This is a genomic window from Flavobacterium macrobrachii (assembly GCF_014486675.1).
Lineage (GTDB): Bacteria > Bacteroidota > Bacteroidia > Flavobacteriales > Flavobacteriaceae > Flavobacterium > Flavobacterium macrobrachii.
In genome coordinates this window covers 1-25447 of sequence record NZ_JACTAC010000008.1, presented here as the reverse complement: position 1 = coordinate 25447, position 25447 = coordinate 1, and the positions used below count along the sequence as shown (strand labels likewise).

The window sequence follows — 25447 nt, the reverse complement described above, 5'->3', positions numbered from 1 at the left end:
TTATGTTTTCTTTAAGATTCTGTCCATTACAATTTGTTTACAAATCTCTTTTTTTAATAATAATGTAAGAAGAATAAACAAAAATAGCCGTCCAAACCAAAACAATAAGTAGTGAAGAAAAATGAACATCATAATCTTTGATAGAATTTTCACCTACAGCTTCTTGAAGATTTTTTACAGAACTTAGTCTTGTTATTGGTTCTTTAATTAAATTCCACATAGACATTAAAGGAAAAAAATCATAAACTTTATCAACTAAAGCTGTGTTTTTTATTTGGTTGAGTGAAATACCATAGGTAATCATTTCAAATATAAACCAAATAAAAAGCGAACCCAATGCAAAAGCAGAACGTTTAATTAGTATTCCTAGAAATAAACACAACGAAAAAAAACCTAATAATTTGACAAAATAGGCGAGAAGATACTCTAAATCTGAGAAAACAATTCCAATTTCAGTATAGGATGAAAAGCCAAATCCTAAAAGTAATGACATTATAAAAACAAAAACAGTTGAAATTCCAGCAAAAAGAACAATGGTTAAGAATTTTGACAAAATCAGTTCTTTTTTACTCATTCCGTCGATGAGATTTTGCTTTAACGTTCCATAACTGTATTCGTTTGCCATCATAGAAACAATTATGACTGCTAAAAATATTTTTAAAAATGCAGCGATAAATGTGTTGAAATGCCAAATATATGGAAAGTTAAAAATTCCCATTTCTGCTAAATGAAATTTAAAAATTCCGATGTCAAATTTTATTGCAGCAATTAAAGCGATGAAGGAAAGAATAACAAAATATCCAATGGTTAATACTTTGCTAGCGCGATTTTTCCAGATTTTTTGAAGCTCTATGGCTAATAAACGTTTCATGATTGGGTTTCGATTGAATTGGTTAATGTAAGAAATTGTTCTTCCAGGCTTTGCTTTCTTTTTACTAAATGATTTAAAGAAATTCCTTTTTCAAAGAAAAATTTATTTAGTTCAGAAGCTTCAACTTGGGTTTTAAAATGAGCAATGATTTTTTCCTCATTGCCTTCAAAATTTTCCAATTCAGGATGATATTTTAGGACTTCAATAAGCTTTTGATTGTTGCTGCTCTGTAGTTCAAAATAGGCGTTATGGTTAACCATTTCATCTACTTTTCCATTGTAAAGAATTTTTCCAAAACGTAGAACTAAAACATGACTACATACTTTTTCAACTTCGTCAAGTAGATGCGAAGCCAACAAAATAGTTGTTCCTTGAGAAGCAATAAGGCGAATAATATCGCGAACTTGATGAATTCCTTGTGGATCTAAACCATTGGTTGGTTCGTCTAAAATTAAAATTTCGGGATCGTTTAATAAAGCCGAAGCAATGGCTAAACGCTGTTTCATTCCCAAAGAGAAAGTTTTGAATTTACTGTTTTTGCGGTCGATTAATCCAACAATTTCCAGTTTTTCATCCACTTTTTCAGAGTTAACACCTTTTATTCTGCATACCAATTCTAGATTTTCTTTGGCAGTCATATAAGGATAAAAGTTTGGACGTTCGATAATGGCACCCACTTTTTTCAGTGCATCGTGAGTTTCCAATTTTCCGCCAAACCAGTAGTATTCGCCAGAAGTTTTGTTTACAACGTTTAGTACAATTCCAAGTGTAGTTGATTTTCCACTACCGTTTGGACCTAAAATTCCATATACATTTCCTTTGTATATGTCGAGTGAAACGTCATTTACAGCATGGACTTTACCATATTTTTTGTGTAGATTTTTGATTGAAAGGATTGAATTCTCCAAGTTTTTTTTTGATTAAGGATTTAATGTATGACGATTGTAGCCTTAATTTGTTACTAATCTTTTTTGGAGTAATAAAATCTTTTTACAAATTCTTTTTTTAAATTCAAATATGATAGTGTTTCATTGATTTCTTTCAATTCATTGGTCAAAGCGGTTTTCTTTCCAATTTTATCGTTGGTAGCTTGCATTTTACAGTAGGAACATTCAAATTCGCTAAAGTGAATGTTTACTTTTTTGGTTTCAATAAACTGATGTCCAAAAACTATACATACAATTTTTTTGCCGAATAAATTTTTAGAATACCTTTTAATTTTCATGTTTTCTATTTTTTCTGAACAATTAAAAATAGTTTAATTTGTGTTAAAAAGCAATAAAAAATCGATTAAATACATTTTTTTACAATAAAAATAAGTTAATAATTACAAAAAATAACAAGAGAGATTTATCTAAACAAAGCAATTGTAGGTTGACCAATTTCATAATCAGGAAGTGATAAATCATTATTTTTATAACTATTTGTATTAAAAATATTAGTTCCTTGAAAAGGTATTTTTGGATAAAAAGAGAAGGAAATTTGAAAACTATTGAAAACTAAATAATCATTATTAATCAACACGCCAATGCTAAATTTTGATAATAAACTTTTGTTTAAAAATTTATCGGTTTCATTTCCAAGCATACCAAGTGTCATATTGTAAAATGGACTGAAACGAAATCCATGCCAACTTCCAGGAACGTAGGTTTGGGTTTGCAAAGTAATTGTTGCTTTTCTAATTCCGCTAATCAAAGGATTATTAAAACCTTGAATTCCATCATCGTCACCAAGCATTACTCTATCTTTTAAAATAGGAACACGATTATTTCCAATAACTATTGACGATTTTATAAATTGTCTAATTTTCCAATCGCCAAAATAAATCAAATTTGTAAAATAGTTTGCTTCAATTTTAAATGTTGTTTCTCTTGTATCTCTACCTTCAAAAAAACTTCCCCATTCGGAATTGATTCCAAGATAACCAAAGTCGAAATAATTACCATAAGCAAATCTTCCGCCAAAATAAGCTCGTTTTTGATTGTTTTTATTCTGAAATCCACCTGTAATGGAATAGACTTGCCCAAAAGGAATGTCTTCAATAATGCCAAAATTGAAAAGATATTTGTCTTCGGCAAATTTTCTTGTGTTTACACCAATACTTGCTAAGTAAAGTTCTTCGTTCGCAAAAAAACGATTGGGATCAATTTCTAAGGTTGGTGTTTTGATGTAATTTATTTTTTTATATCCAATGGTTGTAACCAAATTGGTTGTTCTATAATCTTCATTTTTTCCGCCAAAAAGTTTAAAAGCATGTCCAAGCCAAAAATCACGTGTTTCATTTTTGAAGCGAATTGTTTCAAATTCATTTGATAAATTGGGTAGCGAGTCAGAAAAAGCTCTGTTTTCTAAAAAAATTCCACCAGCAAGTCTTGTCAAAGGCGAGAAAAATAATCGTTCCACTCGAATGCTTTTAGAAATATTTTTTTCTAACGACTCGTTATAATTCAAAGTCACATTAGTAAACGAATTTTTAATATTTCTAATTAAATACCTAGAATTGTGAGAGTTGCTTTTATCTGAAAAACGTTGGGTAAAATCGTGTGATAGTTCATGGGCAAGACCAAAAACATTTCGTTCTGATAGTTCAAAATTTGCTCTCGAACCAGATATTGAACCTGTTGGTATTAAACTCCAAGAATCAAGAACTCGAATGGAAATATCTACAGAATCCTTATTATTTTCAATAGGTAAAGGTTTAATAATAACACTTCTAACGAATCGTTGACGTCTAATTAAACGTTCGGATTCTTTTGCAATAATAGAATCCAAAGGTTCATTCTTTTTGAATAATAAAATATTTCGAATGGTAAAATTTTTGGATTTAGCATGCAGTGCGTTTCCAAATTTTTCAATTCCTTTTTCGGGTTGATCTTTTGTATTATCAACTGAATATCCAAACGGATCGAGTGTTTCGATGTTTATGTTTCTAATGATTTTGCCTTCGTGTTTATCAAAAGCTTTTTTTAGATAGTATCTTTGGGTAGATGCTTTTTTGGAAGGTTTTGATTTTCGGGTGGATTTGAATAACAACCTATGAACAAATTTTCCAAACTTTGATTTTTTTGAGAATTTTTCAATGTCTTTATAAACTTTTGCTGAGTCTTTTGCAACTGTTTGCTGAGCTGTCAAATTTTGACAACAAAAGACAAATAGGAGTAAAACCAAAAGTTTCTTTGCCATAAATTTGGGGAAATATGATGAAAGATATAAATAAAAATTAAATTTCAATACTGAAATTCCAAATTCAATGAAAAAACAAATTCCAAATTCCTAAGCTATTGATTGTTAGGAATTTGGAATTTATAATATTGGAATTTAAAAATTATGATTTCTGTTCTTTGTTGAAATAAACTAAGTAATAATACATTTGTTTTTCTTCGTCCCAACCTTTTTCTACAAATTTTTCAGCACTTTCTGGATTGATAAAATCCAGTTTGATTTGAATATTTGTGTCTAAATTTATTACGTTTTTTATTGATTTTCGTGCATCGCTAACGGCTGCATTTGCAATTGGGAAAGTCGTAATATCTTCAATGCTGAATTTTTCGCCTTTATCAACTTTGTAGTTTTTGAATTCCGGAATTAAATCTGGATTGTCCAAAACTTCGTTTAAGAATTTGGTTTCTTCAAATTCATCATTTTTAGCAAAATGATTTACCGCACGGTTCATGAACATTACTTCTTCTTTCTTGTCTTCGGCTGGAAGAACAACGTCTTTGGCAAAACTTTGACAGAATTTTAAATACTTTTTAGTATAGAAATTTTCGTCTTGAAAAGCATCAACCGAAAGAAAATGTTCTAGCCAATATCTTGCATCATATCGATTGCTATCAACCGTAAGGATTTTATAACCTTCTTCTTTTTTATGATTAAAAATTAAACAACCTTTATCAAGTTTGTTAAGATTAATTCCTTGTTGTAAAATCATTTCCAGATTTTTTTCTTTTTCTTCAAATTGAAGAAAATCGGTCTTGATTTCGCTTTTAAAAACACCAATGGCATCAACAACAGTATTGTCAATCGAAACGTTGGTTAGATAAGAAATATAAACTTCTCCGTTTTTTATATGCGGATGATTGGATTGTTCAAAAAGGTGTTTGGTTATTTTTTTTGAAACTTCATGAAAATCACTAGGATTTGTGAAAATTTCTGATGCCAAATTGAACATATCGTTGTATTCTAAATCAACATCATGTGCAAACTGAAAATAGTTTTCTTCTTTTTCGCGAAACGACTTAAAGAAAAATTCCTTCAATAATGGCATAATTTCGTCATTCAGCTGATAGGGTTCGTCTGAAATAAAAATGGCTTCGTTGCGGCTTTTATTTCCCACTCGGTGAATGGAAAGTGTTTCTACATGGGTATTAAATAAGTTTATCATTTATAGGTCAATTTCTAATTTTTAATTCCAATTTTCTTCAAATCCATAGTCTTCAAAGCTATCATCTCCGCCAAACATGTCTAAATCATCTTCGTCTAAATCGTCTTCAAATTCTGAGTATAAATCGTCGTCATTATCTGCTTCAAATTGTTTTTCAATGGCTTCGGCTGGCAATTCTCCGTGAGAAAACAAAAGACTTGGATAAGTTACACCAACTTCTGGTTCTTGGACAGCAGCCAGTTCAACTAAAAATGTCCACATGTTGATAAAATCATAAACGTAGATAATTTTGGTTTGGTCTTCGCTAAGCAAATCATTAATTTGATAATCGCTCATTGTTTTTTGTTCGCCAATAACATCACCTGAATCAAACATTGGAATTTCATCTTCTTGGTTCCAAGTATCGTCACAAGTGTAGAATGAAGCTACTTCCATTCCGTCAAAACCAAAAGCATTAACGATGGCGTTGTGTAAATCTTCTAAAGTATCATCTTCGTTTATCGCAATATCTCTGAATACATCTTCTTCAGCATCAAGTATTGCTCTGAATTTATAAATCATAATCCTTTTTTTTGAGCCAACAAAGGTAAAATATAATTTTAGGAAATCAGTTTAAGATTTGTGATTTGTTGATAATAAATTGTGCTAAAATAAATGATGTGTTGAGGACTTGATAGAATTACTTTTTTTGGCAACATAAATCCGACATTTTTTTAAACGTAAGATGAATTGACTTTAAGGTTTCAAAAATTTCGTTGTTAGTAGCTTTGTTTTCTACGAGTTCGTGCATGTTTTTGCTTTCTCTTTTTAGTTTTACTAAGGCTTCAATGGTTTTAGGTTGTCTAAAATTTTGGGGCATGTTTTCAATACAAAGTTTTTCGGCATCTTTAGAAAGAGTAGTTGCGTAATTTTTGATAGGATTAAAGTCTCCTTTTTTGGCTGATTTGTAGGACTTCGTCATTAGGTCGTGGTAGTTTTTGATTTCTGGCCACGTTTCAATAATTGCTCGTGCACTGCCCGAATTCATTGAGAATATCGCAGCAAACGCAAATAGCGTTTTAATAATTTTCATTTGGTAGGTTAGTTTTTTAGCAGTTGCAATGCTAGTGAAAATTATTTAATAAAAATGTTAAGATTTGATTTTGTTTCAGCTCTTTTCTGTATTGTTTTTTCAACTAGTTGTGATACTGAACTAGAACTTTTATTAATTAAATTAATTTTTTTGTAGAAATAAAAATGAGATTATTTTAAATAAAAAAAACACATCAACTTTGATGTGTTTTTATGGTGATGTTTTTGTGGGGAGAGCAGGATTCGAACCTGCGAAGATGTAATCAGCGGATTTACAGTCCGCCCTCGTTGGCCGCTTGAGTATCTCCCCAGCATTAATAGCGGTTGCAAATATAGGAACACTTTTGACTTAGACAAACAAAAAATCAATTTTATTTTTGCAAAAAATGTAATCATTTCAAAACGAAAGACATAAAAAAATCTCCTTAAGGAGATTTCTTTTAATTCTTTGTTTAAACCATTTATTAAAGTAATGAAGCAATTTTTTTCTTCAATTCATCACCTCTTAAATTTACTGCAATAATTACTCCTTTTTCATCAAGTACATATGTTGATGGAATTTCGGTTACATTATATTGTTTAGCAATAGGATCTTCCCAACCTTTAAGATTAGAAATTTGTGTCCAAGTGATTTTATCTTTTGCAATGGCTTCTTTCCATTTATCTGCTTTTTCGTCAAGAGAAACACCAACGATATTTAATCCTTTTGCATGAAACTCATTATATAAAGCTACAACACTAGGATTTTCAGCTCTACATGGTCCGCACCAACTAGCCCAAAAATCGATAATGGTAACTTTTCCTAAACTTTGTTTTAACGAAACTTCTTTTCCTTCTGGAGATTTTCCTTTAAAATCTGGAGCTGGACTACCTACTTTTACAGCACTTGGTATTGGTGCACTTACTGCTGATTTTAATTGTTTTACTTCTTTAATTTTTTCGGCAACTTTTTTACCTACTTTACTTTCTTTAAGTTCCTTATCAAGACTGTTGAAGATTTTTTCTGTTTTTACATCAGTAAACTCAGGGTTTCCAACCATAGATTGTGTGATTAATAAACTAATATATGATTTTGGATTTTTTTCTGGGTAACTAAACATATAATCCGTCATTTCTTTTTGAAGTGCTTTGTATTCTTTTCGCAATGAATTAATTACAACTGTATCGTTGTTTTTTTGCGCATCATTCATTTTAGCCATATTTTTCATTTGAAATTCCATAACTGCTTTTTGGGATTTCTTTTGAATTTTATTGGACTCTGTTTGGAATTTAAAGAACTCATCGTTACTGTATGTTCCAGAAATTTTAGATTTAAACAAACTGTCTTTGTCAACTTCCATTCCGATTTCTCCTTCTTCAAGAATAAATGGAACTTTACCTTGTACTTTTTCTACCTGAACAAAATACATTTCTGGTCCTTCTGCAATTCCTTTAATGTTAAATTTACCATCGACCATATCAACAGTATCAACAGGAACAAACCCTAATGCATCGTCTTGTCTTTCTAAAAATACTTTTCCTGTTTTTAATCCTTTTACTGAGCCTTCGATAGTATATTCGCCATCTTTTTTACAAGATACTAGTAAAATAGCGAGTAATCCAAATGATACTAATTTTTTCATTTATTATGTTTGTTATTTTAATTTCGAATGCAAATGTATTTAATTTTATATCATAACCATTTTTATTTAATAAAAGTTTAGTCTTTAAAGGTAAACTAAAGAGCGATTACTCTTAATAAATAATAATAAATCATCAATTAACCGTTAATTTTGATAAAAGTATCCTATTGTGTTTTTACCTTTGGGAAAAAATTGCAATGATTAAAAAATTATCATTTTTACTACTTCTATTTTCTACAATAAGTTTTTCACAAGTTGTTATCAATGAACTAGATTCTGATACACCTTCGGTTGATGATAGAGAGTTTATAGAATTAAAATCAACAACACCTAATTTCTCACTTGATGGATATGTTTTAGTACTATTTAATGGAACTGGAAGTTTAGCAAATTTAAGCTATTATGTAATTGATTTAGATGGTTTAACTACTGATATTAATGGAATTGCTACTATTGGAAACAAATTAGTTTCACCCGTTCCAGATAAATTATTGCCGGATAATATTTTTCAAAATGGTCCTGATGGCGTTGCACTTTACTTAGGTTCATCCTCAGATTTTCCAAATAATTCTACAGCAACAACTGATAATTTGATTGATGCCATTGTATATGGAACAAATGATCCTCCAGCTACTTCATTGATGACTTTATTAGGAGTAACAATTCAACTTGACGAAAGCGGAAATGGTCCAAGTGCAACAAATTCTATCCAACGAAAAAACGATGGAACTTATGAGATAAAACTACCAACTCCAGGAGCAAACAACGATGGTAGTGGTTTTGTTTATAATGGAATAACCATATCAATTTCTGCAACTCAAGTGAATGAAGGTAATTCGTTTTCAATAACTTTTACTACCCAAAATCCAGTTACTACAGATTTAACTTTTTCGTTTTCATTAAATAACGGAACATTCAACAACAGTGATTTTACAGGTTCAACCGATATTACTATTCCAACTGGAACAGCATCAATTTCAAGAACAATTACAACAGTAGATGACACATTAGACGAAGGCGATGAAGTTGTAGTTATCAAATTCAACACTTTGCCATTTGGCTACAACAGATTAAACGATTTTATAGAAGTTAGAGTAATCGATAATGATTTTATTGTTGCGTCTTTTGGAACGCCATTAGCACCAACTTATGGAATTGTTCAAAGTACTGCACCAACTGGTTATTATGATTCACTAGAAGGTTTGTCAGGTACAGCTTTAAGACAAGAATTACAAAATATTATTGCAAATCCTGAGGTTGTTCGTGCGCATACTTATGGTGATATTGTAGAAATTCTAAAGTCTGCAGACCAAAATCCGCTAAATAGTAATCAAGTTTGGTTGATGTATGTTGAAAGTCCAAGAGCAAAATTAGAATATCAAACAGGAAGCATTAGTACAGGAAAATGGAATCGCGAACATATTTATCCACAATCACGTGGTGGTTTTTCTAATGCAACTTCTGATACGGCTGATGGAATTGATATTTGGCTTCCAACAAGTGCTAGCGATATTGCTGCTGGACATGCTGATGCGCATCACCTTAGAGCTGAAGATGGGCCAGAAAACACCAACAGAAGCAACAAAGATTATGGATTAACTGGTTATAATGGTCCAAATGGAAATCAAGGTTCATGGAAAGGCGACGTAGCTAGAGCTTTGTTTTATATGGCAGTTCGATACAACGGATTAGAAGTGGTAAATGGAGATTTACCCGATTCAACTGTTGGACAAATTGGCGATTTGGCTTCGCTTTTACAATGGAATCAAATTGATCCAAGTGACGATTTTGAAATGAATAGAAACAATTACATCTATACATGGCAATACAATAGAAATCCGTTTATTGATTATCCAAATTTAGCCGATTACATTTGGGGAGCAAATGCAGATCAACAATGGTTTACATCACTTTCTACTCCAGAAAACCAATTGGCGAAAATCGTTTTATATCCAAATCCTGCCAGCGAAAGCTTCTCCGTTTTTGGTATAAATCATAATGCCGAAATTGAATTATACAACAATTTAGGGATGAAAGTTTTCCAACAAAGAATTCAACCCGAAACAACAATAACACCAAATTTAAGTTCGGGAGTTTATTTTGCAAAAATTAAAACTAATGATGGCGTTTTGGTTAAGAGGATTATTTTAAAATAACATCTGTTTTGTCAAATTATGAGTTTTATTTGAAATAAATTATAAAATTAGTACCAATACCAAGCTCGCTTTCTGTTTCAATTTTTCCTCCCATAGCATCTATTTGATTTTTAGTTAAAAATAGACCTAAGCCTTTTGCATCTGGATTATTATTAAATGTTTTATACATTCCAAAAAGATCTTCTTTGTTTCTTTTCAAATCAATTCCAATGCCATTATCTTTAATACTCAATTTTTTCATTTTTGTTAAATGATAATGTAATGATAGGATTTCTATCTGGATGACTGTAGCGTAGAGCATTGGAGATGAAATTGTGTAAAATACTTTCCAGATAAGCTCTATTGTATTCAATAAAAATATCATCTGATGCATTGTTTTCTACAATAGCTGATTTGTTTTCAATTTGTGGTTTTAAAAGACTTAAGGTGTTTTCTATAAAATTATTTAAATTTAAGTTTTCAATTTTTAGGTTAATATTGTTTCTAATATTTACAACTTCATTCAAATTTCTCATTGTTTCGTCAAGCGATTGTGAAACTTTTTTCAAAAGTGTGATCATTTCATCTTGTTCATCTTTTGATTTTGAATTTTCTAGTAGATCTGCAATAAGTTGGATATTACTTGTGTGAGAACGTAAATTATGGGAAACGATGTATGAAAAATTTAATAACCTTTTATTTTGTTCCGAAACTAACATGAAAGATTGATTTAATTCTTCCTCGGCTTTTTTCTTTTCTGTTATATCTTCTACAATTGCTATGTGATTAATAATTATATTTTGTTTTTTCCACAGTGTTGCTACAAATAAATTAACCCATACAATATTTCCTGATTTATTTATGTACCTTTTTTCAATATGGAAATCATTGACAAGACCATTTTTTAAATCAGACATCATTTTTATGTCTAATTCTAAATCACTTGAGTGAGTTATTGATTGAAAATCAGTATTTAAAAGTTCTTCTGTAGAATATCCAACAATTTTTCCATACTCATCATTTACTGTGATGAATTTTCCAGTCATTGTATCAATTTTTGCTATTCCTACTGGAGCTTGATTAAAAATAGCTCTAAACTCGGTTTCACGTTTTAAAATTTTTCTAGTTTGTTTTTCAATTAATTGCTGTAGTTCGGCAGGTTTTTTTAAAATGGAGTAAATCCATAATCCAGAAATTAACGCTAAAAAAATTCCTAGAAACAAAGAAGTATATATTTGCTCAATGATGACGTTTTTGTTTCTATGGATAAGATATAACTTCCAATCACCATCGGGTATAGATACAATTTGATAATGTTTGTTTTGGATATCCATTTTTTCAGGTAGAAAAAATTCTTCCTTATTTGTAATTGGATTTTTTTTCGAAAATTGAAAGTAATACTTGGAAATATCTATTGATTTAATTCCTGATTGTTTAAGTAGTGTTTCAAGCTTTATTATTACTGCAGAAAAGCCCCAAAATTTATTGTTTTTATATACAGGTAGTCGTCCAATAACAGCAATTCCTCCTTGTTTTAATTGAAATGGACCAGCAAAAAACATTATCTTTGATTTAATAGATTTTTTTGCTTCATAACTAACAGATGAATTCGCATTTAAGATGTCGTAATTTAAAGCTGCTTTGTTTTCTTCAAACGGATAAACATATTTTATTACACCATTTGGAACTAATTGAACAGCATCAATTGATTCGTTTTTATTTAATAATTGCTGGCTAATTTTGTCAAAATTCTCTGGTATTCCTTTGTCATTTATCGTCATTGCTAGTGTCAAAGCTGAGGTGTAACAGTTTTTAAAAACTTCTTCAAAGTTTTGTCTTACAATGTTGATTGTGTTAGACATTTCTCTTTCCTCATTTTCTTTTATAACTTCATATCGAAGTTTAACAGCAATACCAGCAATTGTTAGCATTACAAAAAATACAATCGTTCCTATTGTTTTTGGTCTTTTTAAAAACCAAAGCGACATTTTTTTTATGTTGAGATTAAAACTCATTATTTTTTGTATTTAATGTAACTTTAGCTAGTAAAAAAAAACAGGTTGTATTTTTAATAAAATTTAATGTTTACTTTCCAATGCAGAAATTAGCAAAAATATTGCCTAAAAGTTCATCATTTGTGACTTCGCCAGTAATCTCACCAAAGTAGTATAACGCTTGTTTGATATCAATTGCCATTAAATCAGAAGACAAACCGCCATCGAGACCAAAACGCACTTTTTGAATTTCTTCCAAAGCTTTTAGTAATGAATCATAATGACGAGTATTGGTTACTATGGTTTCATTGTTTCGCAAAGCACCAGTATTGACAAAGGATAGCAATTGACTTTTTAAATCATCAATTCCAAGGTTGTTTTTAGCTGAAATGGTTTGTAGTTTGACGTTCAGTGTTTCAAGTTGTTCCTTTATGTTTAGAATTTCAGTTTCTGAAAGCAAATCAATTTTATTGATAACTACAACTAATGGTTTTAATGGAAATTGGTTTTTAATCTTTTCAATTTCTATAATATATTCAGAACTTTGAACTTTAAATTTTAAACTCTCAAACAAGTATAAAACGACTTGCGCTTGTTCAATTTTTTCAAATGTTTTCTTAATTCCGATACTTTCTACCACATCTTTTGTTTCTCGAATTCCAGCAGTATCGATAAATCGGAAACCAATTCCATCAATTACTAATTCGTCTTCAATGGTGTCACGAGTTGTTCCAGCAATATCTGAAACTATAGCTCGTTCTTCGTTTAACAATGCGTTTAAAAGCGTTGATTTTCCAACGTTTGGTTCGCCAACGATAGCAACAGGAATTCCGTTTTTTATGACATTTCCAACGGCAAAACTGTCAATCAATCGTTTTAAAACAAATTCAATTCGAGTTAAAAGTTCTTTGAATTGTGTTCTGTCAGCAAATTCTACATCTTCTTCGGCAAAGTCTAATTCGAGTTCAATTAGCGAAGCAAAATTCAATAATTCTTCTCTCAATTTGGCAATTTCAGAACTAAATCCGCCACGCATTTGCTGCATCGCAATTTGATGTGACGCTTCATTATCCGAAGAAATTAAATCGGCAACTGCTTCGGCTTGAGATAAATCGAGTTTTCCGTTTAAAAAAGCACGCAACGTAAATTCACCAGCTTGTGCCATTTTACAACCTTTACGAAGTAATAATTGAATAATTTGTTGTTGAATGTAAGTTGAACCGTGACACGAAATTTCAACAACATTTTCGCCTGTATAGGAATTTGGATTTTTAAAAATAGATAAAAGAACTTGATCAAACGTTTTTCCTTCGTCAACAATATGTCCAAGATGAATGGTATGCGTTTTTTGATTGCTGATTTTTTTTCCTGAAACCGATTGAAACACACTTTCGGCAATGGTGATGGCATCTTTTCCTGATAGTCTAATAACTGCAATTGCACCAGCACCAGATGGCGAAGCTAAAGCAACAATCGTTTCTTGTGAAATCATTTTTAAAAATTTTTACAAAGATTAAATTTAGTAAGTAGTAATTAGTCAATAGTAATTAGTTTTTTACTTTTTACTTATTAATTTAAGTATAAAAAAACCGCTTTGATTTTCAGCAAAACGGTTTTTAAATATAAAGATTGGTTAGTTAGTTTTAGTTGTTTAGCATTACTGGCATAACAAGCATAGTAACGGTTTCGCCTTCGTCTAAACCGTCAATTGGAGTTAAAATTCCAGCGCGGTTTGGCATAGACATTTCCAACTGAATTTCGTCTGAAGTTAAATTGGTCAACATTTCTGAAAGAAAACGAGAATTAAAACCAATTTGAATATCGTCGCCTTGATAATCACAAGTCAAACGTTCTTCAGCTTTGTTTGAGTAATCAATATCTTCGGCAGAAATATTTAATTCAGCTCCAGCAATTTTCAAACGAATTTGGTGTGTTGTTTTATTAGAGAAAATTGCAACACGACGAACAGAACTCAAGAACATGTTTCTGTTAATCATTAATTTGTTAGGATTTTCTTTTGGAATAACAGCTTCATAATTTGGATATTTTCCATCAATTAATCGACACGTTAATACATAATTGTCAAAAGAAAAAGTTGCATTAGAGTCGTTGTATTCAATTGTAACTTCGCTGTCGGTTGCTCCAAGAATACTTTTCAAGATATTCAAAGGTTTTTTTGGCATAATAAAATCAGCTACTTGCGACGCTTTTACATCGGTACGAGCATATTTTACTAATTTATGCGCATCGGTTGCTACAAAAATTAAACCTTCTGGCGAAAATTGGAAGAAAACTCCCGACATAACTGGACGTAAATCATCGTTTCCAGCAGCAAAAATGGTTTTACTGATTGCTGTTGCTAAAACATCGGCAGGAACAACTGTTGATGATGGTTCGTCTAGATTTACCGATTTTGGAAATTCTTCTCCTGGTGCATAAGCAATAGCATATTTTCCAGAATTAGAGCTAATTTCAATCGTGCTGTTTTCTTCAACGGTAAATGTTAACGGTTGTTCAGGAAAAGTTTTTAAAATATCCAACAAAAGTTTTGCAGGAACGGCAACGCTTCCTTTGCTGTCTGATTCTAATTCAAGAGTGGCAGACATCGTAGTTTCTAAATCAGATGCAGAAACGGTTAACGTTTTATTGTCTAATTCAAAAAGGAAATTATCTAAAATAGGTAAGGTGTTGCTACTGTTGATAACGCTACCTAAAACCTGTAATTGTTTTAATAAGTATGAACTCGATACTATAAACTTCATAGTGAATTTAATTTTTACAAATATATCTTAAACTAATAGATTTCAAAAAGTTTTTTATTAACATTACTTACTATATTTTCGCTTACGCAAAAATGTAAATACAAGACCAAATACTAATAAGACAACTAGCGGTAAACCAACGGTTATGATTTGTGACGTTGTATAGTTTTCGACTACTTTTTCTTTATCTAACATTGGTAAATTAACTTCTTTACTTCGGATGTTAATAAGTCCGTTGTCGTCAAGCAAATAATTGACACAATTCATCAGGAATTCTTTGTTGGCATACAAATTATTAGTCCATTTGTCATAACCTAATTCCAAGGGTTGGAAGTTTTTATCCAATTGATTTTTAATAACATCACCATCTGAAATTACAATCATTTTATTGTCTTTTCCAACAGGTTTAAACGTATTGTCGTTAAACGCTAAAACTCGATTTTCAAATGCCGAATGAAATTTTCCTTCTAATAAAACAGCAACAGGATAATTTCCGCCGCCAGCAAATTCTTTTTGCTCTGGTCGTTCTTCAACCATGTTTAAATTGATTTCACTTGGTGTTCCAATAAGTTTTGAATATTTAGAAGACGTTAATAAAACCGTTTTGTTGATGTCATTTTTTAGAGGTTCAATTGGATTAGCAAATTCAAATTTGATGACATCTAAATTACTCACAATAGGATTAGCCGATTCGCTATAAACTGCTGGCGAAAAAAACCATGGAAACTGACTGTATTGCGTTGCACTTCCTTGTTGACCAGTTGCTAAAGCAATTGGCGTATTCATTAAATCTTTAATCAAATCAGGGCGAATTCTAATACCATATTTAAAGAACATATCGTTCAAATTCAAATCACGTGGAAACGCCAAATTTTCACCTGTTTGCATTAAACTATCCATTTCCATGCTAACATGATCCATCAACCAAAGGGTTTTTCCGCCGTTGATAACAAACTGGTCAAGCACTTGTTTTTCGGCATCAGTAAAGACTTCGGTAGGTTTTGCAATAACAGCTAAGTCATATTTTTTTAGATATTTAAGCGATTCGTTTGGGTTTTTTGCGACAGAATCTAATGTAAAAGTTCCAATGTAGTAATTATCACGAACCGATTTTACAAAATCAGCAATTAGAATATCGTGTAGTTCGCCATTTCCTTTGATAACAGCAACGCGTTTTTGCTTTTCTTTAGAAACAGAATTTATAGCATTAGCAAAAGCATATTCAAGATGTTGCACTGAACTAATTACTTTTTCGGCAGTCGATGCACCCATCATGTTTTTCAATAATGGAACTTTGATACTTTTATCGCCACAAGTAGCAATTGCCCACGGAAAAACCACTTCTTGAGTTTGTTGTCCTTTTTCGTTAACCGTAACATTTACTGGAGTTAAACCGCGTTCCAAAAACGATTGAATGGTTTCGTCACGATTAGCTTCTTCATCCAACGGATTTACAAATTGGAAAATAACATTCGGATTTTCAGCTTTAAATTCTTCTAATAATTGTTGCGTTTCTGTTTGTAGTTTTTTGAATTCGCCAGGAAAATTTCCTTCCAAAAAAACATCAATATAAACTGGTTCCGTTATTTCATCTACAATTTGAAGTGACGTTTCGGATAACGTATAACGTTTGTCTGCTGTTAAGTCAAATCGTTTAAAAATAAAATGACCAGCAATGTTTATTCCAACCAAAACAGCCAGAATAACGATGATTTTCTTGAAATTATGTTGTACTGTTTTCATTAGGATTTCAACGATTTTAAGTTAATAACGGTTAGCGATAAAAATAAAAACGAAACACTTACAAAGTAAAGAACATCGCGAGTATCGATAACGCCGCGTGCCATACTTTTAAAATGATAATCCATTCCAATTCGTGAAATTACATCCGATTGTGATTTTACCAAAGTTGTCATGCCTTCAAAACCATAATAGAACAAAAAGCATAAAAACACCGAAAGTATAAACGATACAATCTGGTTTTCGGATAACGTTGAAGTGAAAATTCCGATGGAAGTATAAGCGGCAACTAAAAATAATAGTCCAAAATAAGAACCCATTGTACCTCCTAAATCAATATTACTATCCAATCCTAAAGACGAAACTACGTAAACATAAATTAATGTTGGAATAATGGCGATAACGATTAAAAGAAATGCGCCAAGGAATTTTCCGTTTACAATTTGCCAAATTGATAAAGGCTTGGTCAAAAGTAATTCGATTGTTCCTTGTTTTTTTTCATCCGAAAAGCTTCGCATGGTTACTGCTGGAATTAGGAAAATTAAAATCCATGGCGAAAGTGTAAAAAACGGACTTAAATCGGCAAAACCGCTTTGTAAAATATTATATTCTCCATCAAAAACCCAAAGGAATAATCCGTTGAGCAACAGAAAAATGGCGATAACCAAATAACCAATTGGCGAACCAAAAAAGGATTTAATTTCTCTTAATGCGATTGATTTCATATTTTTTTGTTGTCTGTTATCAGTTTTCGGTTGTCGGTTATTGTTTTTGAACTGACAACTGAGAACCGACAACTATGTTAAACTTACTAATTTATTTACGCTCCAAGCTTCGGGTTTATCGTTGAATAGTTTTTTTGTAAACGTCCAAACTTCGTCAAACAAAGCCGATTTTCGGTAATTTTCTAAATCTTCTTCGGTTTCCCAAAAACTATAGGTGAAAAATATTTCGGGATTGTTTTTATCCTGATACAATTCTAGATAACGGTTTCCAGGCGAGTTTCGTATTTTTTCTTTAATTAAATTGAAATTTTCCATGAATTTTGGAATATTTTCTTCGTGAAAACTCATTTTTACGATGCGTATGAACATAAGGTTTTAATTTTTAAATTCAATTAAAATAGTATCGCGATAATTTAAACCTAATAAAGTATTGGCAGTTCCAACGGTTTCAGGATTACTTCTAAACAGAGCAATTTCAAGGAAACCAGCTTCGTTGAAAATGGCTAATTTTTCGCCTTCATAATCTTTTATCGAATATTTATCAGAAATTACAATATCCGAATAGTTTGGTAAAATAGTTTTGATAGTTTTGGTCTTGAACTTTATTTCATAAGGTCGACCTTTTCCGATTTCAAGAAACAGATTTTTGGAAATATTAGTAACTACATTACCATAATGATCAATATAAATTACATTTCCTTTAATTTGGTTGTCTAAAACCGTTGCTTGTAATTCGGTTACATCTTTAACAGAAGTGATTTCTTTACCAATAACGTTGAGCAAACCGCCTTTTGCAAGATGACAAGCTACTTTTACAAAAACATCCAAATCGGTTGCATCACTGTGTAAACGGTCGTGAATATTGATAGCCACAATTTTTTGCGGAATAATCTTTTGGGTTAAAATACTTAAAACACCATTATCGGCACAAATAAAGTATTGATCGTTCCATTGCATAGCAATATGCTGCGTTTCTCGATTTCTTTCAATATCAACACCAATTAAATGAACCGTTCCTTTTGGAAAACTAGAATAAGCTGCACCGATAATATAACTTGTTTCGGCAATGTTAAACGCATCAATGTTATGAGAAATATCAATAATGGTTGCTTCGGTAAATTCGGTTAGAATTTTTCCTTTTAGCGAACCCACAAAATGGTCTTTTAATCCGTAATCTGTTGTAAGAGTAATTATTGACATTAATTGTTTATAACTTGATTGAAATCTGTTCCAAAAATAGAAAAATCAATCATCTATTTTGATTAAATTTGAATGCAAAGCTAATTTATTTTTAGCTAAAAAATTAATTTAATACTACTGCTTTTGAACGAACGTATCATTGAATTACACGACATTGCTCCAAAAGAATTTTGGGGTGCACAAGATGCTCATCTTGAAACGATAAAAAAGTATTATCCAAAATTAAAAATTGTGGCACGTGGCACAACTTTAAAAGCATTTGGCGAAAAAGAAGAATTGGATGAATTTGAAAATCGTTTCAATAGATTGATGTTGCATTTTACACGTTATAATAACATTGACACCAATGTTATTGATAGAGTTATCCAAAGTAATTCTAGCGAAGAACAACGAATGCCAGATCATGACAAGATTTTGGTACACGGAATTGGCGGAAAACTTATCAAAGCACTTACACCTAATCAACAGAAACTAGTAGATTTTGTTTCTAAAAATGATATGGTTTTTGCCATTGGTCCAGCTGGAACAGGAAAAACCTACACTGGAGTTGCATTGGCAGTAAAAGCATTAAAGGAAAAACAAGTCAAGCGAATTATATTAACTCGACCTGCTGTTGAAGCTGGTGAAAATTTAGGTTTTCTTCCTGGTGATATGAAGGAAAAATTGGATCCGTACATGCAACCTTTATATGATGCATTGCGCGATATGTTGCCACCGCAAACTTTGGAAGATTATATTTTGAAAGGAATAATCCAAATTGCACCGTTGGCTTTTATGCGTGGACGAACGTTGGATAATGCCTTTGTAATTTTGGACGAAGCACAAAATACAACCCATTCGCAGATGAAAATGTTTTTAACCCGTATGGGAAAAAATGCCAAATTCATTATAACTGGCGATCCAGGACAAGTTGATTTACCACGAAGAACCATTTCGGGATTGAAAGAAGCTATTTTAATTTTGAAAGACGTAGAAGGAATTGGAATTTTATACCTCGATGACAAAGATATTGTTCGCCACCGATTAGTTAAAAAAGTAATTGATGCCTATAAAAGTATCGAAAATCATGATTAACATAATAAGCCTGATACAAAATGTCAGGCTTTTTTATTGGTTGTAACTTTTTTAAATCAGTGAATTAGGTATTTTTTTGTGCAATAAACTATGGGAATCATAAATTTTGGCACAGAAATTGACAGTTGCGACTTGTTAAATTAAAATTTATAAAAAAAATGAAAAAAGTATTTTTATTATTCGCCATGATTGTTGGAACTTCAACTTTTGCACAAGATGTTGAAATCAATGCTAAAAACTCGTGGTTAAAATTAGGATTAAACGCAGCTTTACCTGTTGGTGATGCTTCTGATGTTTCTTCTTTTGCATTAGGATTGGATTTAAGAGGTCAATATTTAGTAACACCTCATTTTGGAATTGGATTAACTTCTGGTTACAACCATTTCTTTGGAAAAGATGGAGCAGATGATTTTGGTTTAGTTCCAGTTGCTGCTTTTGGAAGATATTATTTCCAAAACGAAGGTGTATTCGTTGGAGCTGATTTAGGTTATGGTTTCCTTACTAATGTTGAAGATAACGCTGGTGGACTTTATGTTAACCCACAAGTTGGTTACCATAATTCTAACTGGAATATTTATGCTTACTTCCAAAATACTTTTGCTGAAAATGATACAAATCTTCAAGCAGTAGGAATTGGAGCAACATATAATTTAAAATTCTAATAAGGATTTTTGTTAAATAGAAAGAGCAGTTATTAACTGCTCTTTTTTATTTTAAAATAGTCTGAAAAGTCCAATTCTTTAAATCATAATAGTTAGCTTTTAAAGAACGTTTAATATTAAATTTTTTGTCGTTGTTCTCTAATCGATTTCCATCATACACATAATAGTATTTGTCATCTACTTTTTGAATATCTATATGATGCATTCCGTAATTAAACTCTTTAAAAGATTTGTTTTTGGACAAGTAAAGATGTTTTATTTTTTCAATGGAATAAGTATTATTTTTAAATTGAAAACGATAAAGTGATAACCCTGAACCGTAACCCAATTTTGAATTTTGAATGGGTAAGATTAGACCTTTTGAGTCTTTAAAAAATCTTCCGCCAGGTCTTGCCTCAGTTCCTATCATTGCAATTGGTTTTTTGTGTAATTCCCATTTTCCATTTAGCGATTTAGAGGTGTAAATGAAAAGGTTTGTATTTGAATCTGTTGCTGCTATAATATTAAGTGTGTCTGAAAGAAATATCGTTGGGTCTTTCAATTTTATATTCGCTATTAAAGTATCTTCAACCTTCCAATCGTAAGGAAAATTACTTGCCTTATACAATATGACGTTATTACCACCTTGAGTTTCTGGTAGCATATAAAAGTTATTTTTATATTTAAAAACTTGTGGATATGATAGATGGAAATTTTGTTTTAAAACTGTTCCTTTATAGGTATATTTTTCACCATCTTTTGATGTTAAAAGACCGATTTCGGCAGGATGTTTTTTGATTTTTTTATGTTCAAAAAAAATATAGAAACTATCTTTTTCTTTTATAAAAAATGGATCTGCCAAAAACTGAGTACTATCGGATACTCTTTTAAGATCTTCAACAGAAAAAATTTTATTCTTCTCTATCTTAATATTCTCAGGGAATTTTTCAGAAAAATTATAACCAATTGACCAAGCACCACCAATTTCGTGAAAAAATGGAATTCTGTAGTTTAATATGGCTAGAGCAATTAGTAATAAAGCGAAAACAATAATGATTTTTTTCTTCATCAAATAAAATTTCATCAAACATACAAATCAATTTTGAATAAATATTAAAAATGGTATTGTCATTGTTTTTAAAAGGAACTACTTTTGCACCACACAACAACACAACAATAATGAATACAATTACAACAACTGATTTCCAGTTTCCTAATCAAAAATCTGTTTATAGAGGTAAAGTAAGAGAAGTTTATAACATTAATGATGAACTTTTGGTCATGATTGCTACCGATAGATTATCTGCATTTGATGTCGTAATGCCAAAAGGAATTCCTTATAAAGGACAAATTCTAAACCAAATTGCCACACGATTTATGCAATTAACCGAAGATATTGTGCCAAATTGGTTGATTGCAACTCCTGATCCAAATGTAGCCGTTGGTCATCTTTGCGAACCATTTAAAGTTGAAATGGTAATTAGAGGTTATCTTGCTGGTCATGCTGCTCGCGAATATGCAGCAGGAAAAAGAACTTTATGTGGTGTTACTTTAGCAGAAGGTTTAAAAGAAAATGATAAACTTCCAGAACCGATTATAACGCCAACAACAAAAGCTGATAATGGTTCACACGATGAAGATATTTCCCGTGAAGCTATTTTATCAAACGGAATAGTTACAAAAGAAGATTATTTGGTTTTAGAAAAATATACTCGAGCGTTGTATCAAAGAGGAACTGAAATTGCAGCTTCAAGAGGATTGATTTTGGTTGATACTAAATATGAATTTGGAAAAACAAAAGATGGCAAAATCGTTTTGATTGATGAAATTCATACACCCGATTCGTCTCGTTATTTTTATGCTGATGGTTATCAGGAACGACAAGAAAAAGGTGAAGAACAAAAACAGTTGTCAAAAGAGTTTGTTCGTCGATGGTTAATTGAAAACGGATTTCAAGGAAAAGAAGGACAAGTTATTCCAAATATGACTGATGAATATATAGGAACAGTTTCTGAACGCTACATCGAATTATTTGAAAATATTATTGGGGATAAATTTGTAAAAGCCGATATTTCGGATATTCATAAGCGAATAGAAAACAATGTCTTACAGTTTTTAATCAAATAATGTAAGTCATATAAAAACTCAAAGCCACGTATTTCGTGGCTTTTTTTGTTAGTAATGTTAAATAAATGTTATAGTTAACTCTTTGGTGTAACGAAGATTAAGATCTATCGTCTATTCTTTTATTAATCAAAATAATTTAATCATCATGAGAAAATCAATCATTTATTTAGGACTGGCTTGTTTAGTATTTGGAAATGTTTCATTTGCTAACGAAACTTCAACATCAAAAGCTCAAATGGAGTTTTTTGAAAACACAAACACACCACTTTGTAATGCTATTGCCAAAGGTGATTTAGAATCGGTTAAAAAATTCATTGAATATGGCGTTAATGTTAACGAACAATCCAATGGTTCAACTCCTTTAATGTTAGCAGCGAGATACAACAAAGTTGAAATCCTAAAAGTGTTAATTGCAAATGGAGCAAAAGCTGATGCAAAAGACAATAATGGGAAAACAGCATTGCAATATGCAGTGAATTCCAATGCTACCGAAGCTGTTGCTTACTTAAAACAGGTTTAGATTAGTTCAAAAACAACGCTTTTACTCAAAAGCGTTGTTTTTCTTTCAAGATTATAAGATTTGATTAAAAATACCAATTTGTTAAAATTACGTTAAATTTAAGTACTATGCAATACAAGGTATATTGTTTTAGATATATATTTGCATAGGATATTAATAACAATACCAAAAAAATCATCATCAATCAATTAAAAAAATCAATCATCATGAGAACATCAATCAAGATTTTAGGAATTGTAGCATTAAGTTTTGTTACTTTTAGTAATGCTTCTACAAAAGAAGTTTTTCAGCCACAATTAGAAAACGAGCAGTTTATCACGACTTTAGTAAGTAATAATCAACTTGAAGTTAGCTCGGTTGCATCAGTAGAACCGCTATATTTTAGTCCTTCAAATGTTTTAGCGACTTATCACTCATCAATTGTAGATGAAATAAAAATGGACAACGAAATTATTCAAGCTGAAACAGAAGACTATCAACCATTATGCATCGATAGAACATTGGAAGATGTTATTTTGGAAGATAACCAAATCATTGAAAGTACAGTTTCAACGGAAACTTATCCATTGGATTTTGAGAAAATAAATAAAAATATGAAGCGTTTTCCAATGTCTGACAATAAAACCTCATTAAAAGTGGAAGAAATGAAACTTTAAGAATTTGTTTTAGTAATTTGTTTTTGGGTTAGAAAAAAAGCATCATTGTGATAATGATGCTTTTTGACTTTTATTTGAAATAAGAAAAATTATGATTGTTTTCTATTTTAAGTAAACTTTCATAAATCAGTTTAATCACATTTTCGACATCTTCTTTGTGAACCATTTCAACCGTTGTATGCATGTATCGCAACGGAAGCGAAATCAATGCCGATGCAACTCCGCCGTTACTGTAAGCAAAAGCATCAGTGTCAGTTCCAGTAACTCTCGAAGTAGCGTGTCGCTGAAATGGAATTTTGTTTTCTACAGCAGTATCAACAATTAATTCTCTTAAAACGTTTTGTGTAGCTGGCGCATAAGCAATAACTGGACCTTTTCCCATTTGAAGATCACCTTCAATTTTTTTGTCAATCATCGGCGTTGAAGTGTCGTGACAAACATCGGTAACAATGGCAACGTTTGGTTTGATGGTTTGCGTAATCATTTCAGCACCGCGAAGACCAATTTCTTCCTGAACAGAATTTACAATGTATAAACCAAAAGGCAATTTCTTTTTATTTTCTTTTAATAAACGAGCAACTTCTGCAATCATAAATCCGCCCATTCTATTATCGATTGCTCTACATACGAATTTATCATTATTCAAAATCATAAATTCATCAGGATAAGTAATCACACAACCTACATGAATGCCTAATTTTTCAACTTCTTCTTTAGTAGAACAACCACAATCAATAAAAATATTGTGTAAAGTAGCCGATTCTTCTTTGCCTCGATTTCTCGTATGAATGGCTGGCCAACCAAAAACACCTTTCACGATTCCGTTTTTAGTATGAATATTTACACGTTTTGAAGGCGCAATTTGATGATCACTTCCGCCGTTTCTTATTACATAAATAAGACCATTATCAGTAATATAGTTTACATACCACGAAATTTCATCCGAATGACCTTCAATAACAACCTTAAAATTGGATTCAGGATTAATCACTCCAACAGCCGTTCCATAGGTATCCGTTATAAAAGTATCAACATAAGGTTTAAGATAGTCCATCCAAATTTTTTGTCCTTCCGATTCGTGACCAGTTGGAGAAGCATTATTAAGGTATTTTTCCAAAAAGGAAATAGAACTTTTAGAAAGTATAGATTTAGTTGCCATAATTTTTTTTTGCTAAAATATAAATTTGGCATTAGAGTTGTAGTGATTATCTATATTTTTACAAATAATTTTAACTAACCATGGAGAGATTTAAAATAATCGTCTTATTAATGTTTTTCTATATAAGCTCATTAGCTCAAGTAAAAACCGATACTATTAAAAAGGAAATAGTCCACTTTGAAATAGATTCAACCTCTTCTGATACTATAAAACTTCCCGAGTTGTTCGTGTATCGCGATAATATGTCGGCACAAGAAAAGAAAGATTTTCTATTACTTCAAAGCAGAGTTTACAAAGTATATCCTTTTGCAAAAGTAGCTGCCGACCGATTGACCTTCCTAAACAAAAACCTCGAAAAGTTAAAAACCAACAAAGAAAAAAAGAAATACTTTAAGTTAGTCGAGAACTATATGGAGAACGAATTCACAGCTCAATTAAAAAAACTCTCCCGTAAACAAGGACAAATATTAGTAAAGCTAATCCATAGACAAACCGGTTTCACAACATTCGAACTAATAAAAGACTATAAAAGCGGTTGGAAAGCATTTTGGTCAAACAATACCGCTAAATTATTTGATATAAGTCTAAAAGCAAAATACCTTCCTTACGAAGTAAATGAAGACTTTCTTATAGAATCCATACTCGATCGCGCATTTACACGAGGAAGATTAGTAAACCAAGAAGCTGCCAATCCAGTCGATATAGACGAACTTACAGAATTCTGGGAAAAGAAAGCAGCAAAAAAATAAACCATACATATATAAAC

The 25447-nt window shown here is 31.1% G+C and carries 25 protein-coding genes and 1 tRNA gene; 7 read left to right on the top strand and 19 right to left on the bottom strand.

Features of this window, described 5'->3' with window-relative positions:
• Positions 1 to 37: 37 nt before the first annotated feature.
• From IAI56_RS03450 to IAI56_RS03410, 9 genes are all read right to left on the bottom strand, one after another.
• Complete coding sequence (locus tag IAI56_RS03450) at positions 38 to 871, bottom strand: ABC transporter permease (protein WP_187656543.1); 834 nt, start codon at positions 869 to 871, stop codon at positions 38 to 40.
• Positions 868 to 1779 carry an ABC transporter ATP-binding protein gene (locus tag IAI56_RS03445; RefSeq protein ID WP_187656542.1) on the bottom strand — a complete coding sequence of 304 codons (912 nt, stop codon included), beginning with the start codon at positions 1777 to 1779 and terminating at the stop codon, positions 868 to 870. The genes IAI56_RS03450 and IAI56_RS03445 overlap by 4 nt, the downstream gene beginning before the upstream one ends.
• A 53-nt stretch (positions 1780 to 1832) precedes the next feature.
• A complete protein-coding gene (locus tag IAI56_RS03440; RefSeq protein ID WP_187656541.1) occupies positions 1833 to 2096 on the bottom strand; it encodes a hypothetical protein in 264 nt (87 codons plus the stop codon).
• A 125-nt stretch (positions 2097 to 2221) separates the two neighbouring features.
• Positions 2222 to 4054, bottom strand: a complete 1833-nt coding sequence (locus tag IAI56_RS03435) for a hypothetical protein (protein WP_187656540.1) — start codon at positions 4052 to 4054, stop codon at positions 2222 to 2224.
• A gap of 142 nt (positions 4055 to 4196) precedes the next feature.
• Positions 4197 to 5255, bottom strand: coding sequence for a nucleoid-associated protein (locus tag IAI56_RS03430; RefSeq protein WP_187656539.1), 1059 nt, complete (start codon positions 5253 to 5255; stop codon positions 4197 to 4199).
• Positions 5256 to 5276: 21 nt separating this feature from the next.
• Positions 5277 to 5816 carry an IS1096 element passenger TnpR family protein gene (locus tag IAI56_RS03425; RefSeq protein WP_187656538.1) on the bottom strand — a complete coding sequence of 180 codons (540 nt, stop codon included), beginning with the start codon at positions 5814 to 5816 and terminating at the stop codon, positions 5277 to 5279.
• 118 nt (positions 5817 to 5934) lie between these two features.
• Complete coding sequence (locus tag IAI56_RS03420; protein WP_187656537.1) at positions 5935 to 6327, bottom strand: hypothetical protein; 393 nt, start codon at positions 6325 to 6327, stop codon at positions 5935 to 5937.
• Between the two features lie 227 nt (positions 6328 to 6554).
• Positions 6555 to 6636: transfer RNA gene (locus IAI56_RS03415), tRNA-Tyr, on the bottom strand.
• A gap of 154 nt (positions 6637 to 6790) precedes the next feature.
• A complete protein-coding gene (locus IAI56_RS03410; RefSeq protein ID WP_187656536.1) occupies positions 6791 to 7948 on the bottom strand; it encodes a TlpA disulfide reductase family protein in 1158 nt (385 codons plus the stop codon).
• A 197-nt stretch (positions 7949 to 8145) separates the two neighbouring features.
• Between IAI56_RS03410 and IAI56_RS03405 the strand changes: the two genes are divergently transcribed.
• A complete protein-coding gene (locus IAI56_RS03405) occupies positions 8146 to 10104 on the top strand; it encodes an endonuclease (protein ID WP_187656535.1) in 1959 nt (652 codons plus the stop codon).
• 25 nt (positions 10105 to 10129) lie between these two features.
• Here IAI56_RS03405 and IAI56_RS03400 read toward each other — a convergent pair whose 3' ends face one another.
• From IAI56_RS03400 to IAI56_RS03365, 8 genes are all read right to left on the bottom strand, one after another.
• Complete coding sequence (locus tag IAI56_RS03400) at positions 10130 to 10336, bottom strand: ATP-binding protein (protein WP_342354537.1); 207 nt, start codon at positions 10334 to 10336, stop codon at positions 10130 to 10132.
• Positions 10326 to 12098 carry a PAS domain S-box protein gene (locus IAI56_RS03395; RefSeq protein ID WP_187656533.1) on the bottom strand — a complete coding sequence of 591 codons (1773 nt, stop codon included), beginning with the start codon at positions 12096 to 12098 and terminating at the stop codon, positions 10326 to 10328. Before IAI56_RS03395 ends, IAI56_RS03400 begins: the two co-directional genes overlap by 11 nt.
• A 70-nt stretch (positions 12099 to 12168) precedes the next feature.
• Entirely contained in the window at positions 12169 to 13569 is a 1401-nt protein-coding gene (gene mnmE, locus IAI56_RS03390; protein WP_187656532.1) for a tRNA uridine-5-carboxymethylaminomethyl(34) synthesis GTPase MnmE, read from the bottom strand.
• 151 nt (positions 13570 to 13720) lie between these two features.
• A complete protein-coding gene (dnaN, locus tag IAI56_RS03385; protein WP_169522511.1) occupies positions 13721 to 14839 on the bottom strand; it encodes a DNA polymerase III subunit beta in 1119 nt (372 codons plus the stop codon).
• A 63-nt stretch (positions 14840 to 14902) separates the two neighbouring features.
• Positions 14903 to 16582, bottom strand: a complete 1680-nt coding sequence (gene gldG, locus IAI56_RS03380; protein WP_187656531.1) for a gliding motility-associated ABC transporter substrate-binding protein GldG — start codon at positions 16580 to 16582, stop codon at positions 14903 to 14905.
• Positions 16582 to 17304, bottom strand: a complete 723-nt coding sequence (gldF, locus tag IAI56_RS03375; protein ID WP_187656530.1) for a gliding motility-associated ABC transporter permease subunit GldF — start codon at positions 17302 to 17304, stop codon at positions 16582 to 16584. The genes gldG and gldF overlap by 1 nt, the downstream gene beginning before the upstream one ends.
• A 72-nt stretch (positions 17305 to 17376) precedes the next feature.
• A complete protein-coding gene (locus IAI56_RS03370) occupies positions 17377 to 17673 on the bottom strand; it encodes a putative quinol monooxygenase (RefSeq protein WP_187656529.1) in 297 nt (98 codons plus the stop codon).
• A gap of 6 nt (positions 17674 to 17679) precedes the next feature.
• Positions 17680 to 18504, bottom strand: a complete 825-nt coding sequence (locus IAI56_RS03365) for an SAM hydrolase/SAM-dependent halogenase family protein (RefSeq protein WP_187656528.1) — start codon at positions 18502 to 18504, stop codon at positions 17680 to 17682.
• A 123-nt stretch (positions 18505 to 18627) separates the two neighbouring features.
• Here IAI56_RS03365 and IAI56_RS03360 point away from each other — a divergent pair, with 123 nt between their 5' ends.
• Positions 18628 to 19578: a PhoH family protein gene (locus IAI56_RS03360; RefSeq protein WP_187656527.1), complete on the top strand. Its 951-nt coding sequence runs from the start codon at positions 18628 to 18630 to the stop codon at positions 19576 to 19578.
• A 158-nt stretch (positions 19579 to 19736) separates the two neighbouring features.
• Positions 19737 to 20240, top strand: a complete 504-nt coding sequence (locus IAI56_RS03355; protein ID WP_187656526.1) for a hypothetical protein — start codon at positions 19737 to 19739, stop codon at positions 20238 to 20240.
• A 46-nt stretch (positions 20241 to 20286) separates the two neighbouring features.
• Here IAI56_RS03355 and IAI56_RS03350 read toward each other — a convergent pair whose 3' ends face one another.
• Entirely contained in the window at positions 20287 to 21288 is a 1002-nt protein-coding gene (locus IAI56_RS03350; protein WP_187656525.1) for a glucosamine inositolphosphorylceramide transferase family protein, read from the bottom strand.
• Positions 21289 to 21398: 110 nt separating this feature from the next.
• Between IAI56_RS03350 and IAI56_RS03345 the strand changes: the two genes are divergently transcribed.
• The 3 genes from IAI56_RS03345 to IAI56_RS03335 all read left to right on the top strand — a co-directional run bounded on the left by IAI56_RS03345 (position 21399) and on the right by IAI56_RS03335 (position 23522).
• Entirely contained in the window at positions 21399 to 22346 is a 948-nt protein-coding gene (locus IAI56_RS03345; RefSeq protein ID WP_187656574.1) for a phosphoribosylaminoimidazolesuccinocarboxamide synthase, read from the top strand.
• Positions 22347 to 22491: 145 nt separating this feature from the next.
• On the top strand, positions 22492 to 22866 hold the full coding sequence (locus IAI56_RS03340; RefSeq protein WP_187656524.1) for an ankyrin repeat domain-containing protein: 375 nt from the start codon (positions 22492 to 22494) through the stop codon (positions 22864 to 22866).
• A 206-nt stretch (positions 22867 to 23072) separates the two neighbouring features.
• A complete protein-coding gene (locus IAI56_RS03335; protein WP_187656523.1) occupies positions 23073 to 23522 on the top strand; it encodes a hypothetical protein in 450 nt (149 codons plus the stop codon).
• A 70-nt stretch (positions 23523 to 23592) separates the two neighbouring features.
• Here IAI56_RS03335 and IAI56_RS03330 read toward each other — a convergent pair whose 3' ends face one another.
• Positions 23593 to 24681 (bottom strand): M42 family metallopeptidase, encoded by a 1089-nt coding sequence (locus IAI56_RS03330; RefSeq protein ID WP_187656522.1) that lies wholly within the window; start codon positions 24679 to 24681, stop codon positions 23593 to 23595.
• A gap of 110 nt (positions 24682 to 24791) precedes the next feature.
• On the opposite strand from IAI56_RS03330, the gene IAI56_RS03325 reads away from it, so the two are divergent.
• Positions 24792 to 25430 (top strand): DUF4294 domain-containing protein, encoded by a 639-nt coding sequence (locus IAI56_RS03325; RefSeq protein ID WP_239106997.1) that lies wholly within the window; start codon positions 24792 to 24794, stop codon positions 25428 to 25430.
• Positions 25431 to 25447: the final 17 nt, after the last annotated feature.

Coding starts and splice junctions, on each gene's coding strand:
- mnmE (WP_187656532.1), bottom strand. CDS start 13,569: ATGATTTCACAAGAAACGATTGTTGCTTTAGCTTCGCCATCTGGTGCT.
- IAI56_RS03420 (WP_187656537.1), bottom strand. CDS start 6,327: ATGAAAATTATTAAAACGCTATTTGCGTTTGCTGCGATATTCTCAATG.
- IAI56_RS03340 (WP_187656524.1), top strand. CDS start 22,492: ATGAGAAAATCAATCATTTATTTAGGACTGGCTTGTTTAGTATTTGGA.
- IAI56_RS03435 (WP_187656540.1), bottom strand. CDS start 4,054: ATGGCAAAGAAACTTTTGGTTTTACTCCTATTTGTCTTTTGTTGTCAA.
- IAI56_RS03410 (WP_187656536.1), bottom strand. CDS start 7,948: ATGAAAAAATTAGTATCATTTGGATTACTCGCTATTTTACTAGTATCT.
- IAI56_RS03355 (WP_187656526.1), top strand. CDS start 19,737: ATGAAAAAAGTATTTTTATTATTCGCCATGATTGTTGGAACTTCAACT.
- IAI56_RS03405 (WP_187656535.1), top strand. CDS start 8,146: ATGATTAAAAAATTATCATTTTTACTACTTCTATTTTCTACAATAAGT.
- gldG (WP_187656531.1), bottom strand. CDS start 16,582: ATGAAAACAGTACAACATAATTTCAAGAAAATCATCGTTATTCTGGCT.
- IAI56_RS03370 (WP_187656529.1), bottom strand. CDS start 17,673: ATGTTCATACGCATCGTAAAAATGAGTTTTCACGAAGAAAATATTCCA.
- IAI56_RS03330 (WP_187656522.1), bottom strand. CDS start 24,681: ATGGCAACTAAATCTATACTTTCTAAAAGTTCTATTTCCTTTTTGGAA.
- IAI56_RS03425 (WP_187656538.1), bottom strand. CDS start 5,816: ATGATTTATAAATTCAGAGCAATACTTGATGCTGAAGAAGATGTATTC.
- IAI56_RS03335 (WP_187656523.1), top strand. CDS start 23,073: ATGAGAACATCAATCAAGATTTTAGGAATTGTAGCATTAAGTTTTGTT.
- IAI56_RS03350 (WP_187656525.1), bottom strand. CDS start 21,288: ATGAAGAAAAAAATCATTATTGTTTTCGCTTTATTACTAATTGCTCTA.
- IAI56_RS03345 (WP_187656574.1), top strand. CDS start 21,399: ATGAATACAATTACAACAACTGATTTCCAGTTTCCTAATCAAAAATCT.
- IAI56_RS03395 (WP_187656533.1), bottom strand. CDS start 12,098: ATGAGTTTTAATCTCAACATAAAAAAAATGTCGCTTTGGTTTTTAAAA.
- IAI56_RS03365 (WP_187656528.1), bottom strand. CDS start 18,504: ATGTCAATAATTACTCTTACAACAGATTACGGATTAAAAGACCATTTT.
- IAI56_RS03430 (WP_187656539.1), bottom strand. CDS start 5,255: ATGATAAACTTATTTAATACCCATGTAGAAACACTTTCCATTCACCGA.
- IAI56_RS03450 (WP_187656543.1), bottom strand. CDS start 871: ATGAAACGTTTATTAGCCATAGAGCTTCAAAAAATCTGGAAAAATCGC.
- IAI56_RS03440 (WP_187656541.1), bottom strand. CDS start 2,096: ATGAAAATTAAAAGGTATTCTAAAAATTTATTCGGCAAAAAAATTGTA.
- IAI56_RS03325 (WP_239106997.1), top strand. CDS start 24,792: ATGTTTTTCTATATAAGCTCATTAGCTCAAGTAAAAACCGATACTATT.
- dnaN (WP_169522511.1), bottom strand. CDS start 14,839: ATGAAGTTTATAGTATCGAGTTCATACTTATTAAAACAATTACAGGTT.
- gldF (WP_187656530.1), bottom strand. CDS start 17,304: ATGAAATCAATCGCATTAAGAGAAATTAAATCCTTTTTTGGTTCGCCA.